General features: G+C 42.7%; 1 protein-coding gene. It reads left to right on the top strand.

The window, feature by feature from the left end; genetic code table 11:
- Nucleotides 1–12 precede the first annotated feature (12 nt).
- Nucleotides 13–232 (top strand): hypothetical protein (locus KVT28_RS27180; RefSeq protein ID WP_217551447.1); only part of this gene is annotated, 220 nt, incomplete at its 3' end.

Raw genomic sequence — 232 nt, 5'->3', positions numbered from 1 at the left:
AGGGATGCAAGCATGTTTCTTGATGAATTTGTAGATCTGTACCAATGTCCGGTCCCCCTCGAATCTAATCTAAAAGGTAAAGCAAAAACATACCAGCACATCTTATCACTCAATGTTCATATCTTAGGGGACATGGCAGATGACACAAAACATTTCGTTGCCCGGTCAACTAAGATCCAATTCAAGAGAGCTAAGCATCTCCTGGAACCAAATGCCCAGGGCTATCAGAGAT

This window comes from Pantoea sp. GbtcB22, from assembly GCF_019091025.1.
In the GTDB taxonomy this organism is placed as follows: domain Bacteria; phylum Pseudomonadota; class Gammaproteobacteria; order Enterobacterales; family Enterobacteriaceae; genus Pantoea; species Pantoea leporis.
This window is presented reverse-complemented; position numbering and strand designations above follow the sequence as displayed.